Raw genomic sequence first — 24,546 nt, forward strand, 5'->3', positions numbered from 1 at the left:
GCGTTGCAGGCGATGGCAGCCTGGCCTACTCTGGGAAGATATTCGTTCGGAGGAGTGAAAGATGACGGCCACCAACCCCTTTTTTGACATTAGCCTGCTGCCTTACCAGGCCCCCCATTTTGATACCATCAAAGACGAGCATTATCGTCCGGCCTTCGATGAAGCGCTTCGCCAGAAGCGGGCGGACATAGAGGCGATAGTCTCTCACACCGCTGCGCCAGACTTTACTAACACCGTGCTGGCGCTGGAGAAAAGCGGCGTCATGCTCGCGCGCGTCAGCAGCGTTTTCTTCGCCATGACCTCCGCGCATACCAATGCGTACCTGCAGGAACTGGAGGAGCAGCTCTCCACCGAACTTGCCGCGCTGGCGAACGACATCTGGCTGAACGACACTCTTTTCGCCCGCGTCGAGAGCGTCTGGCAGGACCGCGCCGCGCTGGATGCTGAATCCCGTCGGCTGGTCGAGGAGACGTACCAGCGCTTTATTCTGGCCGGCGCGCGCCTGAATGAAGCGGAAAAAGCCGAGCTGAAGGCGCTGAATACCGAGGCCGCGTCCCTGACCAGCCAGTTTAACCAGCGCCTGCTGGCTGCTAACAACGCGGGCGGGCTGGTGGTGGATTACGCGCACCAGCTTGAAGGCCTGAGCGCCGAAGAGATTGCCGCCGCAGCGCAGGCCGCCGCGGAAAAAGGGATTAACGACCGCTGGCTGATCCCGCTCCTGAATACGACACAGCAGCCTGCGCTAGCCGCGCTGCGTAATCGGCAGACGCGCGAAAACCTGTTCAACGCCGGCTGGACGCGCACCCAGAAAGGGGATGAAAACGACACCCGCACGCTGATCCTGCGCCTTACGGCGCTGCGGGCGCGCCAGGCCCGTCTGCTCGGCTTTGAGGATTACGCCAGCTGGAGCATCGCCGACCAGATGGCGAAAACCCCGGCCGCCGCGCTGGAATTTATGCGCGGCATTGTGCCTGCCGCCCGCGCCCGTGCAGAGCGCGAGCAGGCCGATATTCAGAAGGTCATCGACGACGAGCAGGCTGGCTTCACCGTGCAGGCCTGGGACTGGGCCTTTTATGCCGAGCGCGTGCGCCAGGCGAAATACGCCCTCGATGAATCGCAGATTCGACCCTATTTTGCGCTCAATACCATTTTACAGGACGGTGTATTCTGGGCGGCCAGCCAGCTGTTTGGCATTCGTTTTGTGGAGCGTTTCGACATTCCGGTTTATCACCCTGACGTCCGCGTATGGGAAATTTTTGACCACACCGGTGAGGGCATGGCGCTGTTTTACGGCGACTTCTTCGCCCGCGATTCCAAGCAGGGCGGGGCCTGGATGGGCAATTTCATCGAGCAGTCCTTTGAGTTTGCAGCCCGCCCGGTGATCTACAACGTCTGCAACTACCAAAAGCCGGGTAACGGCGGCGTCGCGCTTCTCTCCTGGGATGACGTGATAACCCTGTTCCACGAGTTTGGCCATACCCTGCACGGTCTGTTTGCCAGCCAGCGGTTCGCCACGCTGTCCGGTACCAATACGCCGCGTGATTTCGTTGAATTCCCGTCGCAAATCAATGAGCACTGGGCCAGCCATCCTCAGGTGTTTAGCCACTATGCCCGTCATTACGAAACCGGTGACCCCATGCCGGACGCGCTGCGGGAAAGCATGCTCAACGCGACCCATTTCAACAAGGGTTATGACATGACGGAGCTGCTGAGTGCGGCGCTGCTGGACATGAACTGGCACGGCATCAGCGAGGCCGTGTCGAGCGTTGAAGAATTCGAAGCCGCGGCGTTGAAAAAAGAGGGGCTGGATCTGCCCGCTGTACCGCCGCGCTATCGCAGCAGCTACTTTGCCCATATCTTCGGCGGCGGCTACGCGGCGGGGTACTACGCCTACCTGTGGACACAAATGCTGGCGGACGATGGCTATCAGTGGTTTGTCGAACAGGGTGGATTGACGCGTGAAAACGGGCAGAAATTCCGCGAGGCGATTTTGTCTCGCGGCAACAGCGCTGATTTAGCCGAACTTTATCGAAACTGGCGCGGACACGATCCGAAGATTGAACCGATGCTGGAGAATCGCGGGTTGAGCGCATAAAGTCACTTTTAACTAAGAAGATAACCGGGCCCCGCGCCCGGTTTTTTTATAGGTCTGAAAGTCCGAAAATGGTCAAAAAAAGAACTGAAATTTACATTTATTAATAGTTTGAAATATATTTACATTAAATGTGCTTAAATTTAGGCGCTTTTACCAATCTCAATTTTATAATGATCGCAAGTTTATTTAATTATTTATGCTGACTGGTACATGGCCGTTTATTGCATATAAGAATCATCGCAAAAAGATGATTATTATATTTTTATCTCAGCCTAAAGTATTAATTCTCTCTGCCGATTAGCATGGGGTGGTCGTGGTGGAAACCCATTTCCATTAACCACAAAAAATAAGCCGTTATTAAAATTCATCTCCAGAAGATGAACCTATGCTAATTATTAAGGAAGAGTCATGTTTAAAAATCTCAACATCGGCACCCGGCTTACCATAGCATTTGGCGCAATTGTGGTTTTAATGTCCGTCGTCTGCGGGCTGCTCTATTTGAGCTTTGACAGAGTGACGGCCGTCAGCAAGCTCAACGTTCATAGCTATAAAGTGGTCGATAACCTTCGCTCCGTAACCGAAAACCTGATCAACATGGAAACCGGCATTCGCGGTTTTGCGCTCACCGGCAATCAGGACGTTCTTCAACCCTTCACGCAGGGGGATGAGAGGTTTAAAAGCAAAGTTGACGAAATTGCAGGGCTTACGCGTGATAACCCGTCGCAGCAGCAAAAATTAACCACCCTCTCCAGGCTTGAAGAAGAATGGAAAAGATCATTTGCACTGCCGTTAATCCAGCGAAGAGAGAGCGTATCCCGCGGGGGGGAAGATATGGATGCGTTCATCAGTAGCCTGGAGCGTAATACCGGAAAAGAGCAAATGGACGCCATGCGGGGTGTTATTCAGCAAGCGCTGAACGACGAGTACCGCATTATGGCTGAACGTCAAACCCGACTGGCTGAAGAACGCTTCCGTACGCGCATGATGATAATCCTGGGAATGATTGCGGCGGTTGTCACCGCGCTGCTGACGGGCATTTTGCTGTCGCGCAGTATTCTCCGACCGCTAAAGCAGGCCGTGAATACGGCGAACACCATTGCCGCTGGCGATCTCACCTCAACCATACGTATTACCCGGATGGATGAAACCGGCACGCTGCTTGCGGCTCTGGACAACATGCAGACCCAGTTGAAAACCCTTGTCACGGAAATCAAAGAGGCCGCGACGTCGGTGGATCTTGCTGCCGGTGAGATCGAGCAGGGCAATATGGAGTTATCGTCTCGTACCGAGGAGCAGGCGGCGGCGTTGCAGCAGACTGCCGCCAGCATGGAACAGCTGACGATGACCGTTCGGAACAATACCGAGGTCGCGGAGCATACGGCAACGTCAGCAAGAAAGACGGAAGCACTGGCACGTGAAGGTGAGTCTGCCGTGGGCGAAATGAGCGAAACGATGCAGAATATCTCGGCTAACGCCCTGAAGATAAAGGAAATCACCAGCGTTATAGAAGGGATTGCTTTCCAGACTAATATTCTGGCGCTGAATGCGGCGGTCGAGGCTGCACGTGCTGGCGAGCATGGTCGTGGCTTCGCCGTGGTGGCGACGGAAGTCAGAAATCTCGCTCAGCGCAGCGCAACGGCGTCCAAAGAAATTGGGGCGCTGATTGAGCATGCTGTTGAGGATGTCGATAACGGTGTGTCGGTGGCATCCAGAACGGCAGAGACGATTTTGCGGGCTGCGAGCAACGTGGCTACGCTTGCTGAAACTATGGACAGTCTTTCAATGGCCTCGGTTGAGCAAATGCAGGGCATCATGCAAATCAGCGCTGCTGTCACCCAGATGGATGGCGTGACGCAGGGTAATGCGGCGCTCGTTGAGCAGTCCGCAGCGGCATCGCAGGCGCTGACCGAGCAGTCCAGGGCACTGAAGCAGATGACGGAAAACTTTGCTATTTGAGCAGCAAAAGCATAATCAAAAGGTAAAGCTCCGGCGTTTTAAACGCGAATCTTAATCAAACCAGCAACGGGGGCGCTAATAAAAAGGGGCGTCCCCGTGAATAATGAAGAAAATAGCCGAGCGTCAGTGACAATTTAAAAATACTGACTACGATTTCGTAAAACGAAAAATTTAAAAGGAGTTTCTGATGGCGATTGCTGTGGTGACAGTTTTACTCTTCCTGTTGATGTTCCCGGCGGCTATTCACATTTTGCTACAGCTCGTTGGAGGCTGGTGTGACGCGTAGCCTCCCTGGTTAATCCGGTCTGTTGGGCCGTCATCTGATTTTCAATAAGCAGCGCTACGCTACATTTTTAATTTTATTGTACGATCGTCTGGACGCGGGTCATCGCGAAACGCGAGCCGGATAATTTACAGGCAGGAAGTATGTCTCTTCGTTCGCTGCGGGCGTTATGCCTGACAAGTTTTTTCATTGCGGATGTCCGTGATGGCCTTGGTCCTTTTCTCGGTATCTTTCTGACAGAACGCCACTGGAGCCCCGATGATATCGGCATCCTGATGACTGCCGGTGGGCTGGCGGGATTGCTGGCTACGCTCCCGGCGGGGGTAATTACTGACACTTCGCGGAACAAACGCGCCGTGCTGGCGCTGCTCTGCACTTTGATCACCCTGAGTACGCTGCTGCTCTGGTTTAGCCAGCAGACCAGCGTTGTTGCCGTCTCACAAATGGTCACCGGCATCTGCGCGGCGTTTGTCGGGCCGCTCATCGCCGGGATTACGCTGGGCCTGACCGGCCAGCGCGGGTTCAGCGCGCAGATGGGCAAAAATGAGGCGTTTAATCACGGCGGCAATTTTGTCACCGCAGTGATAGCAGGCGGCATTGCCTGGTACTGGGGCGTCGGCGGGATTTTCCTGCTGATGACCTGCACGACGCTGCTGACGCTCTGCGCGCTGCTTGCCATCCGCAATGGGGACATTGATAACGATGCGGCGCGAGGGCTTTCATCCTCAGGTAGCGTTCCTGTCCCCGGCTTCGCGGTACTGATTAAAAACCGTGCGCTGTTTGTGACCGGGCTGACGCTACTGCTGTTCCACCTGGCGAATGCCGCACTGCTGCCGATGCTGAGCATGAGGGTGGCCGCGGCACCCGCCTCGATCAACCCTGGCCTGTACGCGGCAGGCACCGTCATCATCTCGCAGGCGGTGATGATCCCCGTTGCCATCTGGGTTGCAGGCCGAATAGAACGCTACGGCTACTGGCGCTTAATTATGCTGGCGCTGCTGGTTATGCCGGTGCGCGCGGCGCTGGCGGCATCGACCGACGCGCCGTTAATGATGGTCCCGGTACAAATTCTCGACGGTCTCGCCGCCGGGATCCTGGGTGTCGTCGTACCGTCGTTTATTGTGGTGCTGCTGCGCGGAAGTGGGCACGTTAATGCAGGGCAGAGTGTGGTGATGCTGATGCAGGGAGTGGGGGCAGCCATGAGCCCTGCGTTAACCGGGACGATCGCCGGTCATTACTCGTTTGCGACGGCATTCAGTGTCCTGAGCGCGATTGCGCTGGCCGCCGTCCTGCTCTGGTGGCGCGTTGCTCACCGAAGCTGGGAAACAAACGCGCCGGATGAAGCTTAGCCCCATCCGGCGTAGCATTTAAGCCAGTTCGTTAGGGCACGGTTCACCCTTTTCTAACTGCTGAAGATTCCCCAGCGTGGTTTCCGAAATGCTGATCAGCGCTTCGGCAGTCAGAAACGCCTGGTGGCCGGTAAACAGGACGTTATGGCAGGCAGACAGACGGCGGAACACGTCGTCCTGGATCACATCGTTGGACTTGTCTTCAAAGAACAGATCGCGCTCGTTCTCATACACGTCCATCCCCAGCGCGCCAATTTTCTGGGTTTTCAGCGCTTCGATAGCAGCCTGAGAGTCAATCAGACCGCCGCGGCTGGTGTTGATGATCATCACGCCGTCTTTCATCTGGTCAAACGCCGCCTGGTTAAGCAGGTGGTAGTTTTCCGGCGTCAGCGGGCAGTGCAGGGAGATCACGTCGGACTGCGAGAACAGCGTCGGCAGGTCGACGTACTCCACGCCCAGATCCAGCGCAGCGGCGCTCGGGTACGGATCGAATGCCAGCAGACGCATGCCGAAGCCTTTCAGAATGCGCAGGGCAGCCACGCCAATTTTACCGGTGCCGATCACGCCCGCTGTTTTGCCGTACATGGTAAAGCCGGTCAGCCCTTCGAGCGAGAAGTTGGCGTCACGCGTACGCTGATAAGCGCGGTGAATACGACGGTTGAGCGACATCATCATGCCAATCGCATGTTCTGCTACCGCTTCCGGGGAGTACGCCGGGACGCGAACCACCTTCAGACCCAGCTCTTTTGCCGCGTCGAGATCCACGTTGTTGAAGCCGGCGCAGCGCAGGGCGATATACTTCACTCCCTGCTTTTTCAACTCTTCCAGCACCGGACGACTGCCGTCATCGTTAACAAAAATGCAGACGCCTTCACAGCCGTGCGCCGTTTTGGCGGTTTTTTCGGACAGCAGAAAGTCGAAAAATTCAAGCTCAAACCCGTAAGCTTCGTTAACATGTTGCAGATACTTTTTGTCGTACTGCTTTGTGCTATATACCGCGAGTTTCATAAGACTTTCTCCAGTGATTTTGCATTCACGTTAGCATGATTAAAATTATCTTACAATTTCTAAAATATTATTGAATTCAATAAGTTCTATCAATTATTCTAGAGCATATATACACCCTAACTCCATGATATTCTTAGTACGAGAAATCTTCGGCGCGACTCGGTTCAAATCAGGTTGGGCAAAACGGAGTGGGTAACGGGTGCGAAAAACGCATATCGGTATTACTTGAAAGAATGGCAATAGGGTATGAAAACTGCAATCCTTCCGGATGTGATGGGACGATATTAGGAACCGGATGAGTTTCTGAAAAGAGGGAGAATGATGCATGTCGCAACAAGTGGAGTTATCCTTATCTGCGCCGATGTTGCCTGTTTTGTACTATTTTATAGCATCTATTGCGGTTTTCTTCTTACTGTTGATTGGAAAACTCAAGGTCAATAGGCTCCGTAAATATCCATTGTTCATTGCCTATACGCTGTTTGTGATAGCGATTGCAGCCATCCAGATTGATGTTTTTGCCAACGGCTATGAGTTTGTTCGCGGTTTTTTACATATCGATTTTGATCCATGGCGGTACGATTCAGTGTATTGGGGGTCGTTGATATTCGCCATGCTCTACCTATTGGCAATGCCCAGGAACAGGTATTCGTTACGCAGTGTTTTCCCGTTTTTACGTCTGAGATAATGCGTAACCCACTGAATCTAAAATGTGTTCTTTAGGTTACGCATAGCAAAAAGTTTTCTCATACTCTTTACAGCATCTATCCTTTATCTTGGGGTTAACTTCAACTCAACCGCCAAACATGCGACAATATTCGGCATTGCCGGCTTAATTCTTTCGAAAAATCAGGACATTAACTGCCCATGAAGGGTAAATACAAAGCCGCCATTGCGGTTTTACTGCTGTTGATTTTGGTGCCGCTGACGCTGCTGATGACGCTCGCCCAGTGGGTGCCGACGCTCGCCGGGATCTGGCTCCCCGTCGGGACGCGCATTGCTTTCGAAGAAAGCCCAAAACTGACTCGCCACGCGCTGGTGATCCCCGATCTTCGCTATCTGGTGGAAGACTGCGAAATTGCCCGCATCGATAACGTGACGCTGTCACATCCGAGCCGCTGGAAACTGGATATCGGCGCGCTGGATCTTAACACCGTCTGCCTGAGCAAAATTCCCCAGTCTGCACCCTCAACGGTTGCCCCCAAAACGCTGGCCCAGTGGCAGGCTGTGTTGCCCAATACCTGGCTCACCATTCACCGTCTGACGCTCTCGCCCTGGCAGCAGTGGCAGGGCGAGCTCAATGCGTCACTGACGCCCTCCAGCCAGGAGATCGCTTACAGAGGCGAACAGGTCAGCATCAAAGGCACGCTTCGCGGCCAGACGCTCTCGGTCAGCCAGTTCGATGTTCAGCTCCCTGACCAGCCGCAGCCGATTAAGCTGGTGGGCGAGTTCACTTTGCCGCTGGTGCCGGACGGCGTGCCGGTGAAAGGCCACGCGGTCGCGACCTTTAACGTGCCACAGTTAACGTCTCTGGTCGATGCCGATCTCGACTGGGAAGACAATCAGGGACAGCTGGTGGTGATCGCAAGGGATAACCCCGATCCGCTTCTCGACCTGCCGTGGCAGATCACGGCGGAACAGCTGAACATCAGCGACGGGCGCTGGAACTGGGATCTTTCGGGTATGCCGCTGAGCGGGCGGGTGTCCCTTCGCGCCGACAACTGGCAGCAGGGGCTGGAGAAAGCCACCCTGACCGGACGACTGAACGTGTTGACGCAAGGCGATGCGGGTAAAGGTAACGCGGTACTGAACATTGGGCCCGGCAGGCTCAGCATGGAAAACAGCAACATGCCGCTGCATCTGAGCGGCGAGGCGAAGCAAAACGATCTCATTCTTTACGCCAAATTGCCCGCCACACTGACCGGCAGCCTGTATGAACCGCAGCTTGCTTTTGAGCCCGGCGCGCTGCTCCGCTCGCGCGGGCGCATTATTGACTCACTCGATATCGATGAAATCCGCTGGCCGCTGGCGGGCGTGAAGCTCACCCAGAAGGGCGTGGACGGGCGTCTGCAGGCTATTCTGCGTGCCCATGAAAACGAGATGGGCGGTTTTGAACTCCACCTGGACGGTCAGGCCAACGACTTTTTGCCTGATAACGGCCTGTGGCAGTGGCGCTACTGGGGAAAAGGCGGTTTTACGCCGATGCATGCCCGCTGGGATGTCGCCGGGAAAGGCGAGTGGCGAGACAACCTTATTGAGCTGACGGCGCTCTCCACCGGTTTTGACAAGCTCCAGTACGGCACCATGGAGGTCAGCAAGCCGCGGCTTGTGCTGGATCGGCCTGTACGCTGGCTGCGCGATGCCGAAAAACCCGCATTCAGCGGCGCGCTGTCGCTGAATGCCGGGCAAACCCGGTTCTCCGGCGGCAGCGTATTGCCGCCTTCGGTCCTGACCTTCAGCGTCGACGGTACCGACCCGACTGTTTTTCAGTTTAAGGGCGACCTCCATGCGGACAACATCGGCCCGGTACAGGTGAACGGACGCTGGGATGGCGTGCGCCTTCGCGGGCAGGCCTGGTGGCCGAAACAGTCGCTCACCGTCTTCCAGCCGCTGGTCCCGCCGGACTGGAAAATGACGCTGCGTGACGGAGAACTCTATGCGCAGGTTGCCTTCTCGGCGGCCCCCGATCAGGGCTTTGAGGCGGGCGGACACGGCGTGCTGAAATCCGGCAGCGCCTGGATGCCGGACAACCAGATCAACGGCGTCGATTTTGTGCTGCCGTTCCGCTTCAGCGAGGGAACCTGGTCCCTGGGCACGCGCGGCCCGGTCACGTTGCGCATTGGCGAAGTGGAAAACCTGGTGACCGCGCGCAACATTACCGCGGACCTGCAGGGGAATTACCCCTGGACGGAGGACAACCCGCTGCTGCTCACCAACGTTAAGGTAGAAACGCTCGGCGGGAAGATCACCATGCAGCAACTGCGGATGCCGCAGCACGATCCGGCCCTGCTGCGCGTGGACAATATCTCCTCAAGCGAGCTGATCAGCGCCGTCAACCCGAAGCAGTTTACCCTGTCGGGCCCGGTGAGCGGGGCGCTGCCGTTCTGGCTGGACAATGAAAAATGGATCATTAAAGATGGCTGGCTGACCAACCCGGGGCCAATGACGCTGCGCATCGACAAAGATACGGCAGACGCCATCGTGAAGGATAATATGGTCGCGGGCGCAGCGATTAACTGGCTCCGCTACATGGAAATTTCGCAGTCGTGGACGAGAATCAATTTAGATAACCTGGGTGAATTAACCATGCAGGCGACCATCAAGGGGACCAGCCGCGTGGACGGCAAAAGCAGCTCCGTCAATCTGAACTACACCCATGACGAGAATGTCTTTACCCTGTGGCGCAGCCTGCGTTTTGGCGACAACCTGCAAACCTGGTTTGAGCAACACGCGGCGATTCCCGGTCTCCGCAGTTCGACTGGCAAGGAAAGTGAGGAACAACAATGAAAAAGATGGCTGGTGCGCTCACCGTTGCCGCGCTACTGACCGGCTGTACGCCGCGCATTGAAGTCGCTGCGCCAAAGGAGCCGATTACCATCAATATGAATGTCAAAATCGAACACGAGATCCACATCAAGGTCGATAAAGACGTTGAAGCCCTGCTGAAATCGCGCAGCGATCTGTTCTGAGGATGCCATGAAACGATTAGCGTTGATTTTACTGGCCCTGAGTATAAACGTGCAGGCGGCTGCGCTGACCTTAAACGATGCCCGCGCGCAGGGGCGCGTGGGGGAAACCCTGAGCGGCTATCTTGCTCCGATCCAACAGGATGCCGAAACGCTGGAGCTGGTGAATCGCATTAACGCGGCGCGCACGGAGAGCTATCAGAAACTGGCCGACAGCAATAATTTGCCGGTTGATGAAGTGGCGAAAATGGCGGGGCAAAAGCTGGTGGCCCGCGCGCAGCCGGGCGAGTACGTGAAGGGCATTAACGGTAAGTGGCTGAAAAAATAGCTAGCGGTAGCGCTTGCGGTATTCACCCGGCGAGACGCCAAAACGCTGCTTAAAGGCCGTTGAAAAGTGGCTATGGTCGGTGAATCCCCAGCTGTAGCCAATGCCCGCCAGCTTTTCATCGTCGCCGGTTGACTGCAATTCCTGCGCGCAGAGATCCAGACGACGGTTTTTAATGTACTGCGCCACCACCAGCCCCTTCTCGGCAAACATGCGGTAGAGGCTGCGTACGGACATTCCGCTCTCAGCGGCAATCCATTCCGGACGCAGCGATTCAGACTGAATATGGTCATCAATCAGCGCCACAACGTGCTGAAACTGGCGCTCCTTGCGCGGCTGAATCACGTCGCGCTGCTGGAACGCGGGGCGCAGCAGGCAGACCATCGCCTCAAGCGCCGCTTCACTCTCCCGGTCACTCAGGTCGCGGTTGTTCATACTTTCCATCAGCAGGCGATGGCTCAGCTGGACAGTGGGTAAGGTGCGGGAAAGGGCGAGCGCGCAGCTTACCTCCTGAAAGCGGCACTGCTGTTCGATAATCTGACGGGGAACCAGCAGCGAAATCTGGCGGGACTTTTCCAGCCAGTTGATCGAGCAGGGACGAGAGGCGTCAATCAGCGTGATATCCCCGGTTCTGAGCACCGCGCGACGCTCATCCTGCTCAATTTGCGCGCTGCCTTCAAGCTGGAAGACGGTGTAGAACCAGGCATCATTACTCTGTGCGATCTCCCGTCGGGAGCGGAACAGGTTGACGCCGCCGGCGGTGACGGTACTGAGCTTCAGGCTGCGCGCATAGCTGGTCTCCAGCTCGCCGAAGAATTTGCCTTCGGTGGGCTGGGCGTTAAAACGCCCGCAAACCTGGTTAATTTGCGCCAGCCACTGCTGATACTGTTCCTGCTCGCTTGCACACGCCATCGTTTCTCTCGCTGCACCGTCAACGTTTTCGCATTGTTGCATTTGTGTTGCATTTTGTCAGAGCTATGAGGCTGACTATAGGAAAGAACACTCACCGGTAACAGCGATATAAGCGGCGATTATCGCGATTTGCGGCACCTGTCACAGGTGGCAAAGCGAATGTCACAGAGACAAAAGCGAGAATGCAAAACCCCACATAGACTGGATGAACACCCTGCGAAGAATAACGAAGGAGTATCCTATGTCTGAATCACAGGTGGCTGTTCTGCCTGCCGTGCAGCAGTTTTTAGACCGACACCACGGCCTGTGGATTGAAGGGCGTCAGGCCGCGTCGGACAGCGAAAAGCGGCTGAACGTCTACAACCCGGCCACGGGCGAGGTGATTGCCTCGACCGCCGATGCCAGCGTCGATGACGTTGACCGGGCCGTTATGTCCGGCTGGCGCGCCTTTGTGGCCCGCACCTGGGCCGGAAAATTACCGGCGGAGCGCGAGCGGATCCTGCTCCATTTCGCCGATCTGGTCGAACAGCACGGCGAGGAGCTGGCCCAGCTTGAAACGCTGGAGCAGGGCAAATCAATTAACATCTCCCGGGCTTTTGAAGTGGGCTGCACCCTCAACTGGATGCGCTATACCGCCGGGCTGACCACCAAAATTGCGGGCAAAACCCTCGATCTTTCCATCCCGCTGCCGCAGGGTGCGCGCTACCAGGCGTGGACGCGTAAGGAGCCGGTTGGTGTGGTGGCCGGGATTGTGCCCTGGAACTTCCCGCTGATGATCGGGATGTGGAAAGTGATGCCAGCGCTGGCCGCGGGCTGCTCTATCGTCATTAAGCCGTCTGAAACCACGCCGCTAACCCTGCTGCGCGTGGCGGAGCTGGCCAGCGAAGCGGGCATCCCGGACGGGGTGTTCAACGTAGTAACCGGCAGCGGCGCGGTGTGTGGCGCAGCGCTGACCTCGCACCCGGATATTGCGAAGGTGAGCTTTACCGGCTCAACGGCAACGGGTAAGCAAATTGCCCGCGCGGCGGCGGACACGCTAACCGGGGTGACCCTGGAGCTGGGCGGGAAAAACCCGGCCATCGTGCTGAAGGATGCGGACCCCGCGTGGGTGATAGAAGGATTAATGACCGGCAGCTTCCTGAACCAGGGGCAGGTGTGCGCGGCGAGCTCGCGCATCTACATTGAAGCCCCGCTGTTTGACACGCTGGTGAGCGGGTTCGAACAGGCGGTGAAATCCCTGAGCGTCGGGCCGGGCATGTCGCCGGAGGCGTTTATCAACCCGCTGGTGTCGCGCGCCCACTGCGATAAGGTGCAGACCTTCCTCGACGAAGCGACGTCCCGCAACGCGGAGCTGATCGTCGGTAACCGCGGTCCGGAGGGCAAAGGCTATTACGTGTCGCCTACGCTGGTGGTGAACCCGGATTCCGCGCTGCGGTTAACCCGAGAAGAGGTGTTTGGTCCGGTGGTCAACCTGGTACGCGTCGCCGACGGGGAAGAGGCGCTCCAGCTGGCGAACGACACCGAATATGGCCTGACGGCCAGCGTCTGGACGCAGAATATCAGCAAGGCGCTGGAGTACACCGACCGGCTGCAGGCGGGCACCGTGTGGGTGAACAGCCATACGCTGATTGACGCCAACCTGCCGTTCGGTGGGATGAAGCAGTCCGGCACCGGACGTGATTTTGGCCCGGACTGGCTGGACGGCTGGTGCGAAACCAAGTCGGTTTGCGTGCGGTATTAAAAAACAAGCCGGGTAAGGCGTAGCCGCCACCCGGCTTTATTTACAGCGACCACCGATCCCGCCCGGCCTCTTTCGCCCGGTACAGCGCCGCATCGGCGCGGGCAATAATCTCGGTACCCGCAAGCCCCTCGACCATGCCCGCAATCCCCATACTCACGGTGACACGATCGCTGACGGATGACGCGCTGTGCGGTATCGACTCCGCGCGCAGGCCGTCCTGAATGCGTACCGCAACTTTTTCCGCGATATTTTCCGGGCAGTTAAACAGGATCACCACAAACTCCTCGCCGCCGTAGCGTGACACCACATCGTCGGGCGTTCGCACTGACTGCTTCAATACCCGCGCCACGCGCGTCAGACAGTCGTCACCCGCCTGGTGACCGTAGGTGTCGTTGTAGCGTTTGAAATAGTCAATATCCAGCATAATCAGCGAGAACGGTTTCTTCTGCTCAACCGCGTTCTCCAGCACCACCTCCATCTTCCGGCGGTTGGCGGTTGTGGTTAACGGATCCTGATGCGCCAGCGCATCCAGTCGTGAGATCAGCAGCTGGTTTTGCTGGTTACGTCGCCAGGCCTCGTCAAACCAGCTTAAGAGGATGAAGCGCCCGCAGATCAGGATCAGCGAAAAGACGCTCCAGATGATAACGAAGTGAAGATTAAGGCCATCATTCAGTACCCAGCTTGCAATCGGCAAGGTTATCCAGAGCGGGAGCACGAAGGCGAGCAACCCCACAGGGTAAAAGTAGAGGGCCGTTAACCCAGCGAGTAATAAAATAACGCACAGCGGCCAGACGTGGGGCAGCAGTAAATCGGTGATGAACCAGAAGCATGATATCGACCAGATAGCGCTACAGATACACAGCACTACGCTGATACCGGCGATGCGCCGCCAGCCCATAAGGATCAGTGCAGCCGAGAGGATAATAATGCCGAGCATCGAAGCGTCGACCATTTTCATCATATGCGGCAAGTGGGGATAAAGGGGATCGCTGGCGTTAAGCAGAACATGGCGCAGCAGAATCATCACGGCGAAGCTGATGTTGACGAAAGCCAGCCAGGGCAGGTTCATCGCCAGCCCGTGCATAACCATGGCGTGGCGCGTCGGCCAGGTTGCCCGTTCCAGCGTCGGTTTTTTTCTTTTTTCCATAAAGCCCTTTCCCGTCCGGGGGAAAAATCATGCAGGTGATATATCAGTAACTATAAGCAAGCGAGGGCGATCCTCAAACGTCAGGGCAAAAAAAACCGGGCAATTGCCCGGCGGGTGGTTATTTTTCGTCTTTTTTCTTCCCGAGCGTTGGCGTCTCGTCGAAGAAGTTCCACGGTTTGAGCAGGGTATGCACCCATTCCGTCGGCATGATCGGCCACTCTTCCGCGCGTGCGACGTGGGTGGTGCCGGTGGTCATCCACACCACGTCATCCTGGTTGTTCAGCGATTCGTTATCCTTGCTGTATTGTCCGAGGCCTGTGTCGTGGATGGAGCGGTTAGGGAATTTCCCTTCCGGATACAGCTCGTCCGGGTGGTAACGCGTCACCCACAGCTGTTTATCCATAAAGCTCAGACGATGGTAGATCCACTCGTCCGGGGCAAATTTCGCGCCTGTCGCCACCGGATGGGTACCGCCCGCGTAAGGGATAATCTGGTACGAGACCGGGTTGCCCATGCGGTTCTCCTTGCTGGTGTTGCTCAGCAGTCGGATGGTGCCTGGGTCAAACTTCTGCGCCGCCTGCTGTTCGGTATCAATGTCATACTGGTTCACCTGCATGGTGCTGGTGCGCGGGCCGCCGGCGGTATTCGGCTTCACTTCCGGGTCCATCGCCACCAGCTTGTTGTTGATGCCGTCCACGTCCATATCAAGACGGAAGTTATAGATGTGCTGGTGCGTGGTGCCCACGATATTATGATCGATCAGCGTGCCGTACTTTGTGTCGTCTTTGGCGGTGGCGTCATGCATGGTTTTCGCCTGCACGCCTTTCACCGCCTCGATACCCGTTGCACCGGCGTCAATGCCGATGGTGCCGTTTTCGTGGAACACCCAGTCGAAGATGTAATCGTAGTTGCCCACGGTACTCACCCAGCGCACCACCAGCTCGCGGCGTTCGGCGCTGACGTTCGGCTTGCCCATCTCCTGATGTTTATATTCTGGCCCCGCGTAGCGTTCGAAAATGGCGATCGCGCGTGGGATCTCCATCGGCGTGCCGGTGTAGTCCGGGATGGTTTCGTTGAGCATCACGGCGTTGGACGGCACGTCTTTACCGCGCACCAGCGGCGAGGTCAGGGTGCCCATGCCGTAGTCGCCGGAGTCGAGATAGGCCTTGAAGTACCAGCCCACGTCCGGATCGCCGTACGGGACAATCATGCCGCCGAGCGATCCCTGATACATCACCTGACGCTTTTTCCCGTTGTCGTTGTAAGTGACGGTCGAAATCATCGGGCCGACGCGGGAATCCAGGCTCAGGTGGAAATCCCAGTTCTGCCAGTGCACCATGTCGCCGGTAATGGTGTAGTTTTTGCCTTCCGGCTCAATGATGTCGAGCGGCTTTTTCGGCGTCTCGACACGGTCGCGGCCGTCATAGGGGCGCGGAGTCATCGGAACCGGCACAACGGCACCTTCTTCAATCTTCTGAATTTTTTTCTGCTCAAGATCGACCACGGCCACGAGGTTCTCGATCGGGTGGGCCCAGTAGTTGCCGTCGCCGACGTCCAGATAGCTCACCACCTTAAGCAGGCGATCTTCCTGCTTCAGGCCGTCTTTACCGTCGAAGTAGCCGACGGTAAGCGGCGTGGTGATCACTTTTTTCGGGTCGGTGATGCCGTGTTTTTTAAGCACCCCGGCAAACTCCGAGCTCTCGTTAATGATCTGCTGAACCGCGGTGAAATCATCCAGCAGCACCATGCCGTGCGCGTCCTTCACCGGCTCCCAGCGCAGGATTTTTTTATCCTTCAGGTCCACTACGCTTTCGATAACGTGCTTGCCGTCGAGCATGACGATCTTTGCCTGGCGAGGGGCGTCCACTGCCGTACCGTTGAGCACAAAGTCCCACACTTTGGCTTTCTCTGGTTCCGCAAGGGCGATCTGGGTAAAGCGGGTATTGGGTTTAAAATCCGCAGAGGCTTTCACAACCCCGACAGCCTGCTTAATTTCGTCCGCCGTCAGCGCGTTTAGCGGGTGAGGGCGTTTTTCAACCTGGAAGGTCTGGTCAAGACCAGACTGGAAAACATCGTTGATGAAGGTCTCTGAGATAAAGGCTTTTTTGTCCTTCATCACTACCGGCACTTCAAGCTTGAGGGGGTGACCGTTGACGATGGCCGTCTTTGCGCCCGGTTTGACCTTCACGAAGGCGCCGTCTTTCGCAATGGTGAACATCTGTGCGTAATCATCCCACTGAACGTCCGCGCCAAAATCCTGCAGTGTTATGTCCATCGGGACCATATGCGCCTCGCTGCCGTGGGCGAAAGCAGGGGATTGCCAGGCGCAACAGAGCGCAACGGCCATAGCCAGTGCCGTTCTACGGGCAGAAAAAGAAGAATTGCTTCCCATCGTAGACCTCATCTTGTTGTGTTTTTAGGGTTTATTGTGTTGTGACAGCCTTATCCTGACAGGCGCCTGAGAAAAGCGTTTGCCTGCATCTGCCAGGTTATTTGTTGGTCTTGCCAGGTTAAAAAAGGCGCTGAGATAAATCACAGGTCGTGCAGAGCAATCTCCTCTCCCCGTTGGGGAGAGGGTCAGGATGAGGGAGAACGTTAGCTGAAATCACCCCGCTGGCGCGCCACCAGCGTCAGGATGGAGTAGAGCGCCACGGCCTGCTGGTGCTGGTTGAAGATTTCAACCGCCCACTCCACCACGCCGGTCGGTTTTTCCTCGGCGGTACGCTGTTTCTTCAGCGTTTTGCGCTTGCAGGTCAGACGCACCTGGATCGTGTCGCCCGGCTTGACCGGCTCGATAAAGCGCAGGTTTTCCATGCCGTAGTTGGCAATCACCGGCCCGACGCCTGCATCAACGAACAGTCCCGCCGCGGCGGAGATCAGGAAGTAGCCGTGAACCACGCGTTCGCCAAAGATCGACTCTGCCGCCCCGATCTTGTCCATATGGGCGTAGAAGTGGTCACCGCTCAGGCAGGCAAAATTGACGATGTCCGCCTCCGTCAGCGTGCGGCGCGGCGTCAGCAGGCTGTCGCCCGGCTGCAGTTCCTCAAAGTATTTACGGAACGGATGGACGCGATCTTCCTGCACCGCTGCGCCACGCACCCACTGTTTACCGATGGCGGCCAGCATCGTCGGGCTACCCTGAATCGCGGTGCGCTGCAGGTAGTGCTTCACCGCGCGCAGGCCGCCCAGCTCTTCGCCGCCGCCCGCGCGGCCAGGGCCGCCGTGCATTAGCTGAGGAAGCGGGGAGCCGTGGCCGGTAGACTCTTTTGATGATTCTTCGTTAAGGATCTGAATACGCCCGTGGGCGCGCGCCGCGCCGGCAATAAACTGGCGGGCAATGTTCAGGTCTGCGGTGACAAGCGTCCCCGCCAGGCTGCCGCCGCCCGCGCGGGCAAGCTGCATGGCGTGCTCTGCACTGCGATACGGCATCAGCGTGGCGACCGGGCCGAAGGCTTCGGTATCGTGCACCGCCGGGGTTTCATCCGGCTGCGGGCAGAACAGCAGGGTCGGCGGGAAGAACGCCCCCGCGGCCTGCAAATCCGCTTTGCCGCCCAGACGGATCTGGCAGCCTGCGGCGACCAGCCGATCCACTTTCTCCTGCACGTCTGCGCGCTGTTCAGCGTTGACCAGCGCCCCCATCTTCACCCCTTCCTGCGCCGGGTCGCCCATTACCACCTTTTCCAGACGGGCAATCAGCGCCTGGCTGACGGCATCAACCTGGCTTTGCGGGACGATAATCCGGCGAATGGCGGTACATTTCTGCCCGGCCTTGGCGGTCATTTCGCGGACCACTTCCCGAATGAACAGGGCAAACTCCGGCTGCTCCGGCGTGACGTCTTCACCCAACACGCAGCAGTTCAGGGAGTCGGCTTCCATGGTGAACGGAATCGAATTCGCCACAATATTCGGGTGCACGCGCAGGCTCTGTCCGGTGCTGGCGGAGCCGGTAAAGGTCACCACGTCCTGGCTGTCGAGTTGGTCGAGCAGATCGCCCGCGCCGCCGCAAATCAGGCTGATGGCGCCGTCCGGCACCAGTCCGCTGTCCACGATGGATTTGACCATCGCCTGCGTCACCTGCGCGGTAGCGGTGGCGGGCTTGATGATGGCGGGCATCCCGGCAAGCCAGGTCGGCGCGAGTTTTTCCAGCATTCCCCAGCAGGGGAAGTTGAAGGCGTTGATGTGTACCGCCACGCCGGATTTCGAGGTCAGAACGTGGCGCGCCGCAAAGCCGCCTTCTTTCGACAGCGGGATTAGCTCATCTTCCGGCCACAGCGTGTCGTCCGGCAGCTCGCGGCTGCCCAGGCTGGCGTATGTGAAGAGGGTGCCGATGCCGCCTTCAATATCGACCCAGCTGTCCGCCTTCGTCGCGCCCGTCTGGGCGGACAGGGCATAAAACGCCTCTTTTTCGCCGAGCAGGTGTTTCGCCACCGCTTTCAGCATGGCGGCACGTTCAATAAAGGTCATGGCGCGCAATGCCTCGCCCCCATGCTCAATGGCATAGCGACGGGCGGCCGCCATGTCCAGCCCTTCGCTGGTCACTTCCCAGAGTGCTTCGCCGCTGATGGCGTGATGAATCGCGCGTTCGCGGCCCCGGCCAGACTGCCAGGTACCGGACAAGAAGCTGGCTAACTGCTGCATCGCTTATCTCCAAATGTTTCGTGATTTCACCATTAATAGTTTGATCGCGAATCATAAAAATCAAGCTGTGTTTTTAATGAATTGTTAACGTTGTGATCTGACTTGCCGAATCGCGTCGCGTAAAGGCGCTTTGTAAAAGGCCTGGAGTGAAAGCCTTGCGAGCAACATCACAAAACCGGGAAACAATTCTTGGGGTTGTATTTAACCTTTGTGTAACTTTTAAAAAACAAAGTGATTCAATATTTCGCTTTGATTTGCAAACTAACGAATCATAAAGGTGATGACGTGACGCAAGAACAACGGTTTGAGCAGCGCATAGCGCAGGAGACGGCGATTGAGCCTCAGGACTGGATGCCGGAAGCCTACCGTAAAACGCTGATCCGCCAGATTGGTCAGCACGCGCACTCCGAAATTGTCGGCATGCTCCCGGAAGGGAACTGGATAGCCCGCGCGCCGACGCTGCGCCGAAAAGCGATCCTGCTGGCGAAAGTGCAGGACGAAGCCGGACACGGGCTTTACCTCTACAGCGCGGCGGAAACGCTGGGCTGCGCGCGGGAAGATATCTACCAGAAGATGCTCGACGGCAAGATGAAATACTCCTCCATCTTCAACTATCCGACCCTGAGCTGGGCCGATATCGGCGTGATCGGCTGGCTGGTGGACGGGGCGGCCATCGTTAACCAGGTGGCGCTGTGCCGTACCTCCTACGGCCCGTATGCCCGGGCGATGGTGAAAATCTGTAAAGAAGAGAGCTTCCACCAGCGTCAGGGCTTTGAAGCCTGCATGGCGCTGGCGCAGGGCAGTGAGGATCAGCGTCAGATGCTGCAGGACGCCATCAACCGCTTCTGGTGGCCGGCGCTGATGATGTTCGGGCCGAACGACGACAACTCGCCGAACAGCGCCCGCAGCCTTGCCTGGAAAATCAAACGCTTTGGCAACGACGAGCTGCGCCAGCGCTTTGTCGACAACACGGTGCCGCAGGTGGAGATGCTCGGCATGACGGTGCCGGATCCGGACCTGCGTTTCGATGAAGAGAGCGGTCACTACCGCTTCGGCGAGATCGACTGGCAGGAGTTTGACGAGGTCATTAACGGGCGCGGCATCTGTAACCACGAACGTCTGGCCGCGAAACGCAAAGCCTGGGACGACGGGGCGTGGGTGCGGGAAGCCGCGCTGGCGCACGCCGAAAAACAACGTACCCGTCAGGCCGCATAAGAGGAAATAACCATGAGCAATGTCTACTGGCCGCTGTACGAAGTGTTCGTACGCAGCAAACAAGGGTTATCCCACCGTCATGTGGGCAGCCTGCATGCCGCCGACGATCGCATGGCGCTGGAAAATGCCCGTGATGCCTACACCCGCCGCAGCGAAGGCTGTTCTATCTGGGTGGTGAAGGCGAGTGAAATTGTGGCCTCCCAGCCAGAAGAGAGCGGCGAGTTCTTCGACCCAGCGGAAAGCAAGGTTTACCGCCATCCGACGTTCTACACCATCCCCGACGGCATCGAGCATATGTGAGGCAAAGAATGAACTCAGTGACTGCCTATGCCCTGCGTCTGGGCGATAACGGACTGGTACTTTCCCAGCGTCTCGGCGCCTGGTGCGGCCACGCGCCTGAACTGGAAATTGACCTCGCGCTCGCCAATATCGGCCTCGACCTGCTGGGGCAGGCGCGCAATTTCCTGACCTATGCCGCGCAATCAGAAGGCCAGGGCGATGAAGACACGCTGGCGTTTGGCCGCGACGAGCGCCAGTTCCGCAACGTCCTGCTGGTGGAGCAGCCGAACGGCAGCTTCGCCGACACGATTGCCCGCCAGTACCTGATGGATGCCTGGAACGTGGCGCTGTACGAACGTCTGACTCAGAGCCGCGACGGCCAGCTTGCCGCCATCGCCGCCAAAGCGATTAAAGAGGCGCGCTACCACCTGCGCTTCAGCCGCGGCTGGCTGGTGCGGCTGGGCGACGGGACCGAAACCTCCGCGCAAAAAATGCAGCAGGCCATCGACAGCCTGTGGCGGTTTACAGCGGAGCTGTTTGACGCCGATGAGGTCGAGCTTGAGCTGATTGACGCCGGCGTGGCGGTGGATCCGCGAACCCTGCGCCAGCCGTGGGAAAGCGAAGTGTTTGCTGGTCTGAAAGAAGCCTGTCTGCAGGTTCCCGCAGAGGTGGCGTACCGCACCGGGGGCAAGAAGGGGCTTCATACCGAACATCTGGGTCCGATGCTGGCGGAAATGCAGTATCTCCAGCGCGCGTATCCCGGTCAGCAGTGGTAAAGGAGAACGCTATGCAACGCCTCGTCGACATCGCGCCTGCGCAAATTCCGCAGATCTGGGCGCTGTTAAGCCAGATCCCCGATCCGGAAGTGCCGGTGTTAACCATCACCGATTTAGGCATGGTGCGCAGCGTGAAGGCGCAGGGGGAAGGCTGGGTGATTGGCTTCACGCCAACCTACTCGGGCTGCCCGGCAACGGAACACCTGCTGGGGGCAATCCGAGAGGCGATGACCGCGCACGGCTTCACTCCCGTGCACATCGTGCTCCAGCTTGAACCCGCCTGGACTACCGACTGGCTGACCGCCGACGCGCGCGAGCGCCTGCGGGCGTACGGCATCAGCCCACCCGTGGGGCATAGTTGCCATGCGCACGCCCCGGCAGAGGTGAGCTGCCCGCGCTGCGCCAGCACCGACACCTCCCTTATCAGTGAATTCGGTTCGACGGCCTGCAAAGCGCTCTACCGCTGCAATACCTGCCGCGAGCCCTTCGACTATTTCAAATGTATTTGAGGCTGCCATGACAACGTTTCATTCATTAACAGTGGCAAAAGTGGAACCCGAAACCCGCGACGCGGTAACCATCACCTTCGCGGTGCCGCAGGCGTTGCAGGAGGCCTACCGCTTCCGCCCCGGCCAGCACCTGACCCTGAAAACGACGCTGGGCGAAGACGAACTGCGCCGCTGCTACTCCATCTGCCGCAGCACCGCGCCGGGTGAGATCAGCGTGGCGGTCAAAGCCATCGACGGTGGGCGCTTCTCCCGCTATGCCCGGGATGAGATCAAAGCGGGCATGGCGCTGGAGGTGATGGTTCCTCAAGGGCAGTTTGGCTACCAGCCGCAGCCTGAACGTGAAGGCCACTACCTGGCAATTGCCGCAGGCTCCGGGATCACCCCGATGCTGGCGATTATCTCCGCCACGCTTTCGACCGAATCCAACAGCCATTTCACTCTGATCTACGGCAACCGCAGCAGCCAGAGCATGATGTTCCGCCAGGCGCTGGCGGACCTGAAGGACAAATACCCGCAGCGGCTGCAGCTGGTCTCCATCTTCAGCCAGGAGCGGCTGGACAGCGACCTGCTCTATGGCCGCATCGACGGGGAAAAGCTGCAGGCGCTGGCGAAAACCCTGATCAACTTCTGCCAGTACGACGAGGCATTTATCTGCGGCCCGTCGGCGATGATGGACGACGCCGAAGCGACGCTGAAAGCGCTGGGGATGCCGGAAAAATCCATTCACCTTGAGCGCTTCAACACCTCCGGAATCACCGTTAAGCGCGCGGTGCACGTGCAGGCGGAAGGTCAAAAAGTGACCGTGCGCCAGGACGGGCGCGACCGTGAAATCACCCTGACGGCGGACGACGAAAGCATTCTTGATGCTGCCCTGCGTCAGGGAGCGGATCTGCCGTATGCCTGCAAGGGGGGCGTGTGCGCCACCTGCAAATGCAAAGTGCTGCGCGGCAAGGTGGACATGGCAACCAACTACAGCCTGGAGCCGGACGAGCTGGCCGCCGGGTACGTACTGAGCTGTCAGTCGCTGCCGTTAACCGCCGACGTGATTGTCGACTTTGACGCGAAGGGGATGGCATGAGCGAACTGATTGTTACCCGTCATGGCCGCGTGCTGCAGCTGACGCTGAACCGTCCGGCGGCGCGCAACGCCCTTAACAATGCGCTGCTGGCGCAGCTTGCGGAACAGCTTGAGGCTGCCGCCGTGGATGCCGACATCGCCGTCTGCGTGATTTACGGCAGCGAGCGCTGCTTTGCCGCCGGGGCCGATCTCAACGAAATGGCGGAGAAAGACCTGCCCGCCACCCTGAACGATATCCGCCCGCAGCTGTGGGCGCGCATTAACGCGTTTAACAAACCGCTGATTGCCGCCGTGAACGGCTTCGCGCTGGGCGCAGGCTGCGAGCTGGCGCTGCTGTGCGACGTGATCATTGCTGGCGATAACGCCCGTTTCGGCCTGCCGGAAATCACGCTGGGCATCATGCCCGGCGCGGGCGGCACCCAGCGTCTTATCCGCAGCGTCGGTAAATCCCTGGCCAGCAAAATGGTGCTGACCGGCGAGAGTATTACCGCAGAGCAGGCGCTGAGCGCCGGGCTGGTGAGCGATCTCTTCCCGGCGTCTCTGACACTAGAGTACGCCCTGAAGCAGGCGGCGTTGATGGCGCGCCACTCTCCGCTGGCGCTGCAGGCGGCGAAGCAGGCGCTGCGGCAGTCGCAGGAGGTGCCGTTGCAGGCCGGGCTCGCGCAGGAGCGCCAGCTGTTTACGCTGCTTTCCGCCACCGAAGACCGCCGGGAAGGTATCGACGCCTTCTTACAAAAACGCACCCCCGACTTTAAAGGACGCTAATTGTGGAATTTATTCTCAGTCACGTAGAACAGGGCGTAATGACCATTACGCTGAACCGTCCGGAGCGTCTGAACAGCTTTAACGACGTGATGCACCAGCAGCTTGCCGAGTGCCTGAAGCAGGCCGAGCGCGATGACGCCATCCGCTGCCTGCTGATCACCGGGGCAGGACGCGGGTTCTGCGCCGGTCAGGATCTGAACGACCGTAACGTCGACCCCAACGGCCCGGCGCCGGATCTGGGGATGTCCGTGGAAACCTTCTACAACCCGCTGGTGCGCCGCCTGGCAAAGCTGCCGAAGCCGGTCATCTGCGCGGTTAACGGGGTGGCGGCTGGCGCGGGAGCTACGCTGGCGCTCGGCTGTGACATGGTGATTGCCGCCCGGTCGGCCAACTTCGTGATGGCCTTCAGCAAGCTCGGCCTGGTGCCGGACTGCGGCGGCACGTGGCTGCTGCCGCGCGTGGCCGGACGCGCCCGCGCCATGGGGCTGGCGCTGCTCGGGGACAAACTCAGCGCCGAGCAGGCGCAGGCGTGGGGGATGATCTGGCAGGTGGTGGACGACGACCAGCTCTCCGCCACGGCGCAGCAAATGGCGCTGCACTTTGCCTCGCAGCCGACCTTCGGCCTGGGCCTGATCAAGCAGGCGATCAATGCTGCGGAAACCAACACCCTCGACGCGCAGCTTGACCTGGAGCGCGACTATCAGCGTCTGGCCGGTCGCAGCGACGACTACCGCGAGGGCGTCAGCGCTTTCCTCGCGAAGCGCGCGCCTAACTTTACGGGGAAATAA

General features: G+C 58.2%; 20 protein-coding genes. 15 read left to right on the forward strand and 5 right to left on the reverse strand.

Features of this window, described 5'->3' with window-relative positions; translation table 11 throughout:
* Positions 1–61: 61 nt before the first annotated feature.
* The 3 genes from dcp to APT89_RS16470 all read left to right on the forward strand — a co-directional run bounded on the left by dcp (position 62) and on the right by APT89_RS16470 (position 5,683).
* Positions 62–2,095, forward strand: coding sequence for a peptidyl-dipeptidase Dcp (gene dcp, locus APT89_RS16460; RefSeq protein ID WP_060572987.1), 2,034 nt, complete (start codon positions 62–64; stop codon positions 2,093–2,095).
* Between the two features lie 408 nt (positions 2,096–2,503).
* Entirely contained in the window at positions 2,504–4,051 is a 1,548-nt protein-coding gene (locus APT89_RS16465; protein WP_045630352.1) for a methyl-accepting chemotaxis protein, read from the forward strand.
* A gap of 426 nt (positions 4,052–4,477) precedes the next feature.
* Positions 4,478–5,683, forward strand: a complete 1,206-nt coding sequence (locus APT89_RS16470) for an MFS transporter (protein ID WP_060572989.1) — start codon at positions 4,478–4,480, stop codon at positions 5,681–5,683.
* A gap of 18 nt (positions 5,684–5,701) precedes the next feature.
* On the opposite strand, the gene APT89_RS16475 is transcribed toward APT89_RS16470, so the two are convergent.
* Positions 5,702–6,691, reverse strand: coding sequence for a 2-hydroxyacid dehydrogenase (locus APT89_RS16475; protein ID WP_060572991.1), 990 nt, complete (start codon positions 6,689–6,691; stop codon positions 5,702–5,704).
* Between the two features lie 325 nt (positions 6,692–7,016).
* Between APT89_RS16475 and APT89_RS16480 the strand changes: the two genes are divergently transcribed.
* The 4 genes from APT89_RS16480 (at position 7,017) to APT89_RS16495 (ending at position 10,702) form a co-directional block, all read left to right on the forward strand.
* Entirely contained in the window at positions 7,017–7,376 is a 360-nt protein-coding gene (locus tag APT89_RS16480; RefSeq protein ID WP_060572993.1) for a hypothetical protein, read from the forward strand.
* Between the two features lie 179 nt (positions 7,377–7,555).
* On the forward strand, positions 7,556–10,195 hold the full coding sequence (locus APT89_RS16485) for a YdbH family protein (RefSeq protein ID WP_060572995.1): 2,640 nt from the start codon (positions 7,556–7,558) through the stop codon (positions 10,193–10,195).
* Entirely contained in the window at positions 10,192–10,377 is a 186-nt protein-coding gene (locus APT89_RS16490; protein ID WP_028013019.1) for a YnbE family lipoprotein, read from the forward strand. Before APT89_RS16485 ends, APT89_RS16490 begins: the two co-directional genes overlap by 4 nt.
* Before the next feature lie 7 nt (positions 10,378–10,384).
* Complete coding sequence (locus APT89_RS16495; RefSeq protein WP_028013020.1) at positions 10,385–10,702, forward strand: YdbL family protein; 318 nt, start codon at positions 10,385–10,387, stop codon at positions 10,700–10,702.
* Here the strand turns inward: APT89_RS16495 and feaR are convergent, their stop codons facing one another.
* Entirely contained in the window at positions 10,703–11,611 is a 909-nt protein-coding gene (gene feaR / locus APT89_RS16500) for a transcriptional regulator FeaR (protein ID WP_047365497.1), read from the reverse strand.
* Between the two features lie 241 nt (positions 11,612–11,852).
* On the opposite strand from feaR, the gene APT89_RS16505 reads away from it, so the two are divergent.
* On the forward strand, positions 11,853–13,352 hold the full coding sequence (locus APT89_RS16505) for an aldehyde dehydrogenase family protein (RefSeq protein ID WP_060572997.1): 1,500 nt from the start codon (positions 11,853–11,855) through the stop codon (positions 13,350–13,352).
* A gap of 40 nt (positions 13,353–13,392) precedes the next feature.
* On the opposite strand, the gene APT89_RS16510 is transcribed toward APT89_RS16505, so the two are convergent.
* The 3 genes from APT89_RS16510 to paaZ form a co-directional block, all read right to left on the reverse strand.
* Positions 13,393–14,499, reverse strand: a complete 1,107-nt coding sequence (locus tag APT89_RS16510) for a GGDEF domain-containing protein (RefSeq protein ID WP_028013023.1) — start codon at positions 14,497–14,499, stop codon at positions 13,393–13,395.
* 118 nt (positions 14,500–14,617) lie between these two features.
* Positions 14,618–16,891, reverse strand: coding sequence for a primary-amine oxidase (gene tynA / locus APT89_RS16515; RefSeq protein ID WP_060573000.1), 2,274 nt, complete (start codon positions 16,889–16,891; stop codon positions 14,618–14,620).
* 203 nt (positions 16,892–17,094) lie between these two features.
* A complete protein-coding gene (paaZ, locus tag APT89_RS16520; RefSeq protein WP_041910195.1) occupies positions 17,095–19,137 on the reverse strand; it encodes a phenylacetic acid degradation bifunctional protein PaaZ in 2,043 nt (680 codons plus the stop codon).
* Positions 19,138–19,422: 285 nt separating this feature from the next.
* Between paaZ and paaA the strand changes: the two genes are divergently transcribed.
* From paaA to paaG, 7 genes are read left to right on the forward strand one after another with little or no spacing between them, the layout of a single operon-like run.
* On the forward strand, positions 19,423–20,352 hold the full coding sequence (paaA, locus tag APT89_RS16525) for a 1,2-phenylacetyl-CoA epoxidase subunit PaaA (RefSeq protein WP_041910193.1): 930 nt from the start codon (positions 19,423–19,425) through the stop codon (positions 20,350–20,352).
* Positions 20,353–20,364: 12 nt separating this feature from the next.
* Positions 20,365–20,652, forward strand: a complete 288-nt coding sequence (paaB, locus tag APT89_RS16530; protein ID WP_003857353.1) for a 1,2-phenylacetyl-CoA epoxidase subunit PaaB — start codon at positions 20,365–20,367, stop codon at positions 20,650–20,652.
* Positions 20,653–20,660: 8 nt separating this feature from the next.
* A complete protein-coding gene (gene paaC, locus APT89_RS16535) occupies positions 20,661–21,407 on the forward strand; it encodes a 1,2-phenylacetyl-CoA epoxidase subunit PaaC (protein WP_041910191.1) in 747 nt (248 codons plus the stop codon).
* Positions 21,408–21,418: 11 nt separating this feature from the next.
* Positions 21,419–21,916 (forward strand): 1,2-phenylacetyl-CoA epoxidase subunit PaaD, encoded by a 498-nt coding sequence (paaD, locus tag APT89_RS16540; RefSeq protein WP_041910189.1) that lies wholly within the window; start codon positions 21,419–21,421, stop codon positions 21,914–21,916.
* A gap of 7 nt (positions 21,917–21,923) precedes the next feature.
* On the forward strand, positions 21,924–22,994 hold the full coding sequence (gene paaE / locus APT89_RS16545) for a 1,2-phenylacetyl-CoA epoxidase subunit PaaE (protein ID WP_041910187.1): 1,071 nt from the start codon (positions 21,924–21,926) through the stop codon (positions 22,992–22,994).
* Positions 22,991–23,758: a 2,3-dehydroadipyl-CoA hydratase PaaF gene (gene paaF / locus APT89_RS16550; protein WP_041910185.1), complete on the forward strand. Its 768-nt coding sequence runs from the start codon at positions 22,991–22,993 to the stop codon at positions 23,756–23,758. The genes paaE and paaF overlap by 4 nt, the downstream gene beginning before the upstream one ends.
* On the forward strand, positions 23,758–24,546 hold the full coding sequence (paaG, locus tag APT89_RS16555; RefSeq protein ID WP_041910183.1) for a 2-(1,2-epoxy-1,2-dihydrophenyl)acetyl-CoA isomerase PaaG: 789 nt from the start codon (positions 23,758–23,760) through the stop codon (positions 24,544–24,546). Before paaF ends, paaG begins: the two co-directional genes overlap by 1 nt.

The organism is Enterobacter sp. 50588862 (assembly GCF_001462935.1).
Lineage (GTDB): Bacteria > Pseudomonadota > Gammaproteobacteria > Enterobacterales > Enterobacteriaceae > Enterobacter > Enterobacter bugandensis.